This window comes from Algihabitans albus, from assembly GCF_003572205.1.
In the GTDB taxonomy this organism is placed as follows: domain Bacteria; phylum Pseudomonadota; class Alphaproteobacteria; order Kiloniellales; family DSM-21159; genus Algihabitans; species Algihabitans albus.
Genome location: NZ_QXNY01000008.1, coordinates 96,026 through 106,164 on the forward strand (window position 1 = coordinate 96,026; position 10,139 = coordinate 106,164).

Consider the following 10,139-nt stretch of genomic DNA (forward strand, 5'->3'; position numbering starts at 1 on the left):
GGCCGTTTCCGGAGGTGAAGGGCATGGCGGGTGGCGAAATTTGCCCGCTAGCGAACAGAGCCCTTAGCTCGGAATCAGTACCTGCCGGACCGTCTCGCCGCGATCGAGGCGGTCGAAGGCTTCGTTGAGGTCGTCGAACGCCAGACGCTCGCTCATGAGGCGGTCGACCGGCAGGCGGCCGCGGCGGAACAGCCCGATGTAGCGGGGGATGTCGCGGGTCGGCACGCAGGAGCCGATGTAGCTGCCCTTCAGGGTGCGTTCCTCGGCGACCAGGCTGACCTGCTGGATCGCGAGAGACTTGGAGGGATGGGCGAGCCCGCCGGTCACCGTGGTGCCGCCGCGCCGCGTGATCCGGTAGGCGAGGTCCAGCGCCGGGACGGAGCCGGCCATCTCGAAGGCGAAATCCACACCGCCGCCGCTCAGGTCCTTGACCTGCTCCGCCGCGTCCTCGTCGCTGGCCAGAACCGCGTCGGTCGCGCCCAGTTGCCGCGCGAGATCCAGCTTGGCCGGCAAGAGGTCGAGCGCGACCACCTGCTCGGCCCCGACCAGCAGTGCGGCCAGCAGGGAGTTGAGCCCGACGCCGCCGAGGCCGATCACCGCAACCTTGCTGCCGGCGGCCACCTTGGCGGTGTTCACCACGGCGCCGACCCCGGTCATCACCGCGCACCCGAACAGGGCCGCTTCATCCAGCGGCAGGTCGGGGTCGACACGGACCAGCGAGCGGCGGGAGACCACGGTCAGGGTGGAGAAGGCGGCGACGCCCATGTGATGATTGACCGGCCGACCGTCCAGGGACAGGCGCCGGCTGCCCGACAGCAGGGTGCCGGCGCCGTTGGCGGTCGCCGCCGGTTCGCAGAGCGCCGGACGGCCTTCGGCGCAGGGCAGGCAGTGGCCGCAGGCCGGGACGAAGATCATCACCACGTGATCGCCGGCCTTCAGATCCTCGACGCCGTACCCCACGTCGCGCACCACACCGGCGGCTTCGTGGCCCAGGGCCATGGGGGTCGGGCGGGGTCGGGCGCCGTTGATCACCGAGAGGTCCGAGTGGCAAAGACCGGCGGCTTTGACCTCGACCAGGACCTCGCCTTCGCCGGGGCCTTCCAGATCGAGCTCCAGGACCTCCAGCGGTCGGCTCTCCGCGTAGGGCGCCGGGCGGCCCATCTCCATCAGGACTGCGGCTCTGGTCTTCATCGTACCGGGCTCCCCACTCGTGTTTTTTCGTTGCTGTCTATATGACTAGAGCAGATCGCGACCCGAGGGAATCGCTTCGCGGTCAGGGCTTCGCGTCACGCCGATCCCGAAGACACGCCGAAGCGGCGGCCGCCCTCGGAGTGCGGAAGCGTTACTGGAGGGGTGGGCACAGGTGAGCGCAGGCGCGTCGGGCGAGGTTTTCTCAGGTCAGGATGCGCGTCGCGGGATCGCCTGGATGCTGCTGACCATGGGGCTCTTCGTGACCATGGACGGCTTGGCCAAGTGGCTGACCCAGAGCTATCCCGTGCCGCAGGTGATCTGGGCGCGCTATGTCTTTCACTTCGCGCTTTTGGCGCTTTTCCTCAACTGGCGTCTTCTCCCGACCCTGCGCAGCCGCAATCTGAAGCTTCAGATCGGGCGCTCGCTGCTGCTGGTTGTCACCACCACGCTCTTTTTCTTCGGCATCAGCCAGGTACAACTCGCCACTGCCTCGGCGCTGATGCTCGTCGCACCGTTGCTAGTCACCCTGTTGTCGATCCCCCTGCTGAAGGAGCAGGTCGGACCGCGGCGGCTCGCCTCCGTCGCCGTCGGATTTCTCGGCGCGCTCGTGATTCTGCGTCCGGGCGGCGAGCTGTTCGACCTGGCCGCGCTGCTGCCCCTGGCGGCGGCCTGCACCTACGCCCTGTACCAGATCACCACGCGGATGCTTTCGGCCGTCGACACGCCGTTGACCACTCTGGTCTACACGGCTCTGGTCGGCGCCCTTCTCTCCACTATGGTTGTGCTCTTCGTCTGGAGGACACCAGATACACTCGGTTGGGTTGTAATGATCGCGACCGGCGGCCTCGGTGCGGTAAGCCAGTTCTGCCTCATCAAGGCTTTTCAAGCGGCCCCTGCCTCGACCGTGACACCCTTCGGCTACTCGGCGATTCTTTGGGCGACTCTCTACGGTTGGCTCCTGTTTGGCGACCTGCCCGACTCCTGGACCTTGATCGGGGCCGCGATCATCGTCGCCAGCGGTCTCTATGTCTGGCACCGCGAGCATCGACGGGCGGCAAGCAGCCGATAACACCGGAGGCGTGTAGAGCCACCTTGCTTTCCCGCTTGACCACCCGATATATCGGCTGCGGGATCAGCCGGGATCAACGGACCTTGACTGTGATTGCGTTCCGGCGTCCGACAAGTGAGTGTAGAATTACCATGCTGACCGAGCGTAAAGTGACTTCACTTGGAAGGGAGGCGGCACCGGCCGTCGGTGCCGACAGAGCCGTGGACCAGATGGTGGCGAAAGCCAGAGCCCTGGGCGAGATGGAAGACGGGGCCGAGCGTGCGGCGGAGTTCCTCAAGGCACTCTCCAACAGGCACCGTCTGATCGTGCTCTGCCTCTTGGCCGAGCGCGAGCGGACGGTCGGCGAGCTGGAAGACATCCTGATGATCCGCCAGCCCACGCTGTCGCAACAGCTTGCACGGCTACGCGCCGAAGCCCTGGTCGAGACCCGGCGCGACGGCAAGCGCATCTACTACCGGCTGGCCAGCGATGAGACCCGCAAGGTGATCGAACTGCTCTACGGAATGTTCTGCAGTCCCGAGGCGAAATCCGCGAGCGCCTGAGCGGCATCGCCCCAGGGCAGTGGGGATTTCGCCGCGCCCAGCCGTCGGCTCCGTCTCCAAGGACCGGCCCCAAAAAATGAACCGGCCCCAAAAGAAAACGCGCTGTCCCGGGATCTCGACCCGAGGGATCAGCGCGTTTCTCGATTGAGGGGTCTCGAGCGAGCCTCGCTTGCGCGCGGCGGCTGGGACCGGAACCGGCTGTCTAGCTACTCGGACAGGGTCTTGAGGTAGGCGATCACGTCCGTGACCTCCTGCTCGTTGCGGAGCTGAAAGGCCATCCGGCTGCCCTGAATGACCTCGCGAGGGTTGGCCAGGTAAGGCGCCAGGGTTTCGGCATTCCAGACGAAATCGGCTTCTTTCAGGCCGTTGGAGTAGCGCGGGGCGAAAGCCTCGTTGCCGCCTGCTTGGCTGCCGTAGATGCCCCACAGGTTCGGACCGACGCGTGCCGCGCCACCTTCATCGACCGTGTGGCAGGCCGCGCATTTGCGGAAGACCTGCTCGCCGGCGGCCGGATCGCCTTCGGCCAAGGCTGGGCCGGCGAAGGACAGGACGGCGGCCGTGGCGGCCAGGGCTGCAAGGGACTTGGTAAATCGCATAACTCTCCCATTCCTCCTTTTATTGCGTGCCGAGCGGTGTGGCATGCCTTGGACTCTGTAACTGTACGGTACTCTTGCGAGTTCCATCGCTTCAGGGGAAGGGAAAACTGTCGGCCCCGCCCGGCTTGGCACGCGACCAATGGGCGCAAGCCACGGCTTGGTGTAAGCCATCGCCTTGCGCAGTTATCCCGACCCGCTGTTCGCCGGAATACCCTATTCGATCGCCGTTTGGCCGCCGTCGTCCGGCGTGACGTCGAGGACCCGTGCCTTGCCGGTGATCTCCACGGAGTCTCTGCAGTTTTCCATGCAGGGCTCGTAACGCTCGAACTCCGGCCCCTCCATCAGGAAGAAGCCGCCCGCGTTGGGCATTTCGATATCGGCGAGGTTGCTCTGGTCGATCATCTGATCGTACTCGACGATTTCGTTGAGGTAGAGCACGTAGGCCGTCACCGCATAGGTGTCGTCGATGCCGAGCGACTGCGCGTTGCCGAAGGGCATGGCGCGATAGATGTAGTCCCAGACCGTGGAGGCGTAGGGCCAGTAACTGCCGACGGTCTTCTCCGGCCGTTCCGCCGTCAGCGAGTCGAACCCGCCCATCAGGACCGGATAGCGTCCCATGCCCTCGCCGAAGTCGCCGTGGCAGAAAGCGCATTGCTCGGCATAGATCGTCTCGCCCGCCTCGGCCGACCCGCTGCCGGGCGGCAGGCCTTGACCATCCGGGCGAATGTCGATGTCCCAGGCGGCGATTTGCTCCGGCGTCGCCGGCGTGCCCAGCCCGAAGAGAGGAGGATCCTCTGCGAAAGCGCCGGCGCCGGCCAGAAGGATCGTTGCGGCTGCCGCTGCCGCCAGCGGGCGCTTAACCGAGACGGACATTGTCGACAGCTCCGTTGGCGTTCACCAGCCAGGTCTGAACCGAGTTGTTGTGATAGATCGAGTTGACGCCGCGCGCCTCCTGCAGCGCCGCCATCTGCGGCTGGACGTAGCCGGTCTCGTCGATCGCACGGCTTTGCAGCAAGGCGTCCTTGCCGCTCCAGGACCAGGGCAGCGAGAAAAAGGTCAGCGACTTGGACAGCACCGGCTCGTGCAGCCGCGCCGGCTGCCAGTTGATGCCGCCGTCGGTGGAGACGTCGACCCGCTGGATCCGGCCGTGGCCCGACCAGGCGAGTCCCTTGATCACCTGGGGCCCCTCGCTCAACATCGGCTTTTCGGGGCTGGGGCTGGTGATCACCGACTTGGCGTCCATCGTCCAGGTGAACTTGCGCGCTGTCCCGTCGGGCAGCAGGTCGGTGTACTTGGAGGTCTCCTCCCGGTGGTACCAGGGCTGGTCGCCGATCTCGATACGGCGCAGCCACTTGACCCACATGTTGCCTTCCCAGCCGGGCACCACCAGCCGGATCGGATAGCCCTGTTCGGCGCGCAGACGCTCGCCATTCTGGGAGTAGGCGACGAGGCAGTCGTCGAGCGCCTTTTCCAGAGGGATCGAGCGGGTCATGCCGGAGGAGTCGGCGCCCTCCACCAGGATCCATTTGCCGCTGGTCTTGACGCCGGCTTCGTTCAGCAGGGTCTTCAGCGGCACCCCGGTGTAGTAGACGCAGTGGATCATCCCGTGGGTGTACTGCACGCCGTTCAACTGGGCGCCGCGCCATTCCATGCCCGAGTTGGCTGCGCACTCCAGGAAGTGGAACCGGGATTCCGGCGGAAAGCGCAGGAGGTCCTGGTAGGTGAAGATCAGCGGCCGGTCGACCAGCCCGTTGATCATCAGGCGATAGTCTTCCGGCGGGATCACCGCCATGCCGCCGTGATGCCGTTCGAAGCAGAGGCCATTGGGCGTCACGAAGCCGTCCATCTCGTGGATCGGAGTGAAATTGACCGAGGATTCGGAGGTCGCCGTCAGCCACTCGACGCTACGGCGGACCACATGGGATTCGAACTCCACCGGCGAGCCGTAGGGATTGGCATCGACCCCGACGCCGAGGTAGCGCGACCAGTCGGGAATGTTCGGCGGCAGATTGTCGGGATTGCTCGCCAAGGCCTTGCCGCCGCCGGCGAACAGGCTGCCGGTCCCGGCTGCAATGCCGGCTGCCGCCGTTCCGGTCAGGAACCGGCGGCGGTCGGGCGAAAGCGGCGGGCTCTCGGTTTGAGCGGGTCCGGCTCCATGCAGTCCGGAGCCGCGGGACCCGGATCGATCCGGCGCGGGCGCGCGTCCGCGTGTCGTCTTGTCGGTCATGGGCGTCTCAACTCCCCAGGTCTGTCGCCGGCGCAACGGCTCTGGTGACCGTCTGTCCCGCGGCGAAATCTCTTTGCAACCCTACCCAGCGCACACATTATATCAAGAGTGAATATGTTTGTATTCGCTGGAGCCGGCCGATCCCGGACTGGAGCGGCGCGCGGCCTGGTGTGTGTGGTGTGGCCTAGAGGGGCGGCGCTCAGGTGGCCGGCTGGCGCCGCAGGAAGCTGCGGAAATCTTCCTCCTCGTAGGCTTTCTCGCGCACGAAGCGGAACATCGCCAGGAAGTGCGGTGGCTTGAAGTAGCCCGGCATCCGGGCGACCTCGGCCTCGATGCCGGTCAGGCCGGCGGTGCTGGCCGGGTCCTCGGGGAAGAAATGCACCGTCGGCGTGAAACGGATGGCCCAGCGGCGCGCCATGCTGCGCTCGTCCAGTACTTCCCCGTCCAGGTCCGTGGTTTCCCGCAGACCGTGGATGTTCAACTGCAGCACCTCGAAGTTTTCGCGGACGTAGTCGTTGATGACCGGGTCGGCGAAGTTCACCAGGTGCATCTCCTTGCAGTAGGGACAGCCCTTCTGCTCCCAGATCACCGCCAGCCGTTTGCCGCCCGCTGCCGCTTCGGCCAGGTCCTCGCCCAGGTCGAGAAAGGTTTGCAGAAACCAGGGCTGGGTGTAGAGCCCGTCATCGTTGACCTCCGGCTCCACCTGCGCCGCCAGGGCCGGACGCGACCCGGCGTTCAGTAAATCGCCGGCGGCTCCGCCCGCGGCGAAAGCTCCGCCGATGGCCAAGGAGCGGTGCAAAAGACGGCGTCGTGTCCACATCGGGCTGTACTCCCCTGTTTTCTGCCGGATTGAGCTCGCAGGGCCGGCCGTTCGAGGCTGTTGCGGCTCCCGGCATTCATATTCTGCTGGGCGTAACTGTAAGGTTTGCGTTAGGAGGCAGGCAAGAAAAGCTGCGCAGAACGCGACTCCGGGCAGATCGGCCCGAACACGCTAAGGTTGGGTGCGCAACGATGGGGGAGGCGGCATGGCGGACGATCGGGAGCGGACTCTGGTGCCGGCGGACGGCGGCAGGCTGCGGCGGTTCGGCTATGCGGTGGTCCTTTTGGTGTCCTCCGCCGGCGGCCTGGTGCTGGAAATCGTCGCCGGACGGATGATCGCTCCCTACGTCGGCATGTCGCTCTACACCTGGACGGCGGTGATCGCGGTGGTGCTGGCCGGCTTCTCGGTCGGTCACTGGATCGGCGGCCTGATGACGGAGGGCAGCCTGCGAAGCTGCTACCGCCGCCTGGCCTGGCTGCTGCTGGCGGCCGCGGTGTCGGCGGGTGCCTGTCTGCCCCTGATCCGGCTGATCGCGCCCCTGGTCCTGGGCGGAACGGGCGACCCCATCCTGGCCATCGTGATCTTCACGACCCTGCTGTTCTTTCTGCCGAGTCTCTTCGTCGGCACCGTCTCGCCGATCCTGACCCGCCTGGCGGTGCTGGAAATGCCGGAGCGGCCGGGCGTCGCCATCGGACAGATGTTCGCGCTCGGTGCGGTCGGCTCGATCGCCGGTACTCTGTTGGCGGGGTACCTCTTCCTCTCCTGGATCGGCTCGACCTGGACGGTCGTGGCGGTGGCGGTCAGCTACCTCGTCCTGGCACTGGGCTTCGCAGCGGCGGCCCGGCTGCGGGCGCTGGAGACGGGGGCGCTAGCGGCCGCGACCGGCGCCGCGCTGCTGGCGATCCTCCTGCCCAGCCAGCGGTTGGCGGCCCTGACCCCGCCCTGCCTGACCGAGTCCGACTACTACTGCATCAATGCCATCGACTTCACGGCCGAAGCCGGGCGGCCTGCCAAGCTGATGGTGATCGACCATCTGGCGCATGGCATCAACGACCGCGACGATCCGACGATCCTGCATTCCTCCTACATCGACCTGATCGACGTGCTTCTGCCGGAACGGCTCGGCGAGCGGCTGGACGGCTCGGACGGTTTCGACGTCCTCTTCATCGGGGGCGGGGCCTACACCCTGCCGCGCGCCTGGCAGGCCAGATATCCCGCCGCGCGCCAGGCGGTCGTGGAAATCGACCCGGCCGTGACGGCGGTCGCCGAGGCGCATTTCTGGTTCGATCCCACGGGCATCGAACTGCGCCACGAGGACGGCCGTCTCGCCTTGACCCGGATGCCGCCGGAGCGGCGCTTCGACGTGATCGTCGGGGATGCCTTTCACGACTTCTCGGCACCGCCCCATCTGGTGACGCGGGAGTTCGCCCGACTGCTGCACCGGCGGCTCGCGCCCGGCGGGTTCTACGCGCAGAACCTGATCGACAGCTCCGAGGATCCGCGTTTTCTCTATGCCTTCGTCGCGACCTTCCGGCAGGTCTTTGATCGCGTCGAGGTCTGGGTCGATCTCGATCAGCTCGGCGCCGGCGCGCGCAGTACCTTTCTCGTGGTCGCGGGCGATGCGGCAAGCCCGCGCCCGCAGCTCGGCTCGGCCCGCCATCGCTGGGTGGTCTGGCCCGACGAGATCTTGGATCCCCGCCTGGCGACCGCCGAGGTGCCGCTTCTGACCGATGACTTCGCACCGGTCGGTCGGCTGATGCGCGGCGTATTGGCGGATGCTCCGTAAAGCGCGATCGTCTCAGGTGGAGGCGTTTTTGGTTTCCGCCTGAGAGGATCCCGAGCAGGGTCGGCGCGCACGGGATGGTCGATCCCCTGCAGTGGGCTCGGCCGTGGGAGATTTGCTCCTGGGTGTCGGTCTCGTTGTTTCGGAGGGGGAAGGCGAGCCGACACAAGAGTGCCGCCCCCGCTTCGATAGTTGGCCCCCGCTTCGATAGTTGTCCGTCATGGCATGTAAAGGCTTCTCGATCGCCGAGGGGGCGAGCCGAGAACGGCAGATCGTGCGCGACCGCCGGTCGCCCGATTGCGTCGTCTGCTCGGGGGTGTTTTTCTCAAATAGTCTCTATCTGAAGTAGATAATAAGTAAATATAGAAAACCTAAGAATGAGACATCAATTTTCGGGATCAACGCATGATCAGAGTCATTTTTCTGCAAACAAATTTCGACTCCGAGTGCCGGTAGTATTCAATAATTAGAGCTTTTTTAAAAGATACTGTGATGATTAGGCGTCGAAGTTGAATTTTGTTTCGGGTTGGTTGTGTTGGCCGGCCCAATTTCTTGCGAATGTGGCCAAGAGATGAGCTGGTCGATGGCTTTGTAGCGCCTTGCGGCTAGGTCGCCGGCCGCGAGAGCCGAATATCTGCGCAGGTTTGCCCACGAAGACGGTGAGCTGACAAAGGAACAAGACCGATGTCTGAGAAAGCTGTGAAGATCGCCAAGGTTGGCGCCGCCAAGGTCCGCATGCCCTCGACCGGAGGCGCTTTGGCCTGGGTGAAGAACATCAAGATCTCGACCCGCTTGATCTCGGGTTTCGCGGCGGTCGCCATCCTCGGTGTCGCGACAGGCCTCGTGGGTCTTAAATTCATCACCGAAATCAACGCGACCCTTAACGAGATCACCGATGTCACGGCGCCGACCGTCGAGACCTCCGACGACCTGATCGCCAACATCTGGCAGGCCAATAAGGTCGCCGAGGAGATCGTGGGCGAGGAGTCGATCGAGGGCGCCGAAGGCTTGGCGCGGGAGTTCGGGGAACTCGCGAGCGAATACGATATCGCCTATGCCGAGCTGAGCGGGCTGGTCGACGATCCGGAGTTGCTTGACGAGCTGGAGACCGCGCAGAGAGAACATGACGAGTTTCTCGAGAGCTCGCGGGCGATGATGGCCGCCCACCGCACGATGCTCGAGGAGGAGATCAAGGCAAAGACACTCCTGGAGGAGTTCGACCAGGCCGGCTCGGAGCTGATCGCGGCGCTGGACGAGTTCGCGGAGGAAAACGAGGCGGAGATGGCCAATGCCGAGGAGGAAGGCGATGTCCTGACCCGGCGGGGCGCATCCGCCGCGCAGGTGAACGAGATCCTCGGGCGTTTGTTCGAGGAGGACTACCCCGTCGTCGAGGCGGCTCTCAAGCTGCAGCGGGTGGTGATGGAGATGCAGGACACGGCGGGTGAGTATCTCGCCGAGGAACTGCCGGAGAACCTGCCGGCGATCCAGGCCACCTTTCTGGACCTGAACGACTCGACCGCAGCCTTCGTCGACGTTCTGGTCGAACTGGCCGAAACGGACGAGGACAGAGCGGACGCCGAAAACCTGCAGCGTCTCTTCGTCACCTGGATCGCTCTCGCCACCGAGGACGAGCGACTGTTCGACACACACCGCGACATGCTGCAGGCCGAACAGGAAACCGAGGCTCTCACCGAGCGACTGGAGAGCGACGCGGATCGGGTCGCGACAGCGCTGGATGCCGTCGCCTCGGCCGCCGACGCCCTGAACGACGGCGCCGATGAGGCCGCGCAGGAGGCCGTCACGGCGGCCAACACCATGATCGCCATCATGCTGACGATCGCCCTTTTGCTGTCGGTCGGACTGATCGTGGTCGTGATCGCCACGGTGACGCGGCCGATCGGCGCCATGACC

The 10,139-nt window shown here is 65.4% G+C and carries 9 protein-coding genes; 4 read left to right on the forward strand and 5 right to left on the reverse strand.

What is annotated here, in order from left to right; genetic code table 11:
* Nucleotides 1-63 precede the first annotated feature (63 nt).
* A complete protein-coding gene (locus tag DBZ32_RS20375; protein ID WP_119169104.1) occupies nucleotides 64-1,191 on the reverse strand; it encodes a zinc-dependent alcohol dehydrogenase family protein in 1,128 nt (375 codons plus the stop codon).
* A gap of 172 nt (nucleotides 1,192-1,363) precedes the next feature.
* Here DBZ32_RS20375 and DBZ32_RS20380 point away from each other — a divergent pair, with 172 nt between their 5' ends.
* Together DBZ32_RS20380 and DBZ32_RS20385 are read left to right on the forward strand one after the other, a co-directional pair.
* The gene (locus tag DBZ32_RS20380; protein WP_119169105.1) at nucleotides 1,364-2,260 is read left to right on the forward strand and encodes a DMT family transporter; all 897 of its coding nucleotides are present in this window, start codon (nucleotides 1,364-1,366) and stop codon (nucleotides 2,258-2,260) included.
* A 149-nt stretch (nucleotides 2,261-2,409) separates the two neighbouring features.
* Nucleotides 2,410-2,802, forward strand: coding sequence for an ArsR/SmtB family transcription factor (locus DBZ32_RS20385; protein ID WP_235830288.1), 393 nt, complete (start codon nucleotides 2,410-2,412; stop codon nucleotides 2,800-2,802).
* 206 nt (nucleotides 2,803-3,008) lie between these two features.
* Here the strand turns inward: DBZ32_RS20385 and DBZ32_RS20390 are convergent, their stop codons facing one another.
* The 4 genes from DBZ32_RS20390 to DBZ32_RS20405 form a co-directional block, all read right to left on the reverse strand.
* A complete protein-coding gene (locus DBZ32_RS20390) occupies nucleotides 3,009-3,398 on the reverse strand; it encodes a c-type cytochrome (protein WP_119169106.1) in 390 nt (129 codons plus the stop codon).
* 213 nt (nucleotides 3,399-3,611) lie between these two features.
* The gene (locus DBZ32_RS20395) at nucleotides 3,612-4,271 is read right to left on the reverse strand and encodes a c-type cytochrome (RefSeq protein WP_119169107.1); all 660 of its coding nucleotides are present in this window, start codon (nucleotides 4,269-4,271) and stop codon (nucleotides 3,612-3,614) included.
* Nucleotides 4,255-5,625: a sulfite dehydrogenase gene (gene soxC / locus DBZ32_RS20400; protein ID WP_119169108.1), complete on the reverse strand. Its 1,371-nt coding sequence runs from the start codon at nucleotides 5,623-5,625 to the stop codon at nucleotides 4,255-4,257. The genes DBZ32_RS20395 and soxC overlap by 17 nt, the downstream gene beginning before the upstream one ends.
* Nucleotides 5,626-5,824: 199 nt before the next feature.
* Nucleotides 5,825-6,445, reverse strand: coding sequence for a SoxW family protein (locus DBZ32_RS20405; RefSeq protein ID WP_119169109.1), 621 nt, complete (start codon nucleotides 6,443-6,445; stop codon nucleotides 5,825-5,827).
* Between the two features lie 205 nt (nucleotides 6,446-6,650).
* Between DBZ32_RS20405 and DBZ32_RS20410 the strand changes: the two genes are divergently transcribed.
* Nucleotides 6,651-8,231, forward strand: a complete 1,581-nt coding sequence (locus tag DBZ32_RS20410) for a fused MFS/spermidine synthase (RefSeq protein WP_119169110.1) — start codon at nucleotides 6,651-6,653, stop codon at nucleotides 8,229-8,231.
* 681 nt (nucleotides 8,232-8,912) lie between these two features.
* The coding region (locus tag DBZ32_RS20415) for an MCP four helix bundle domain-containing protein (RefSeq protein WP_162906886.1) at nucleotides 8,913-10,139 on the forward strand (1,227 nt) is incomplete at its 3' end.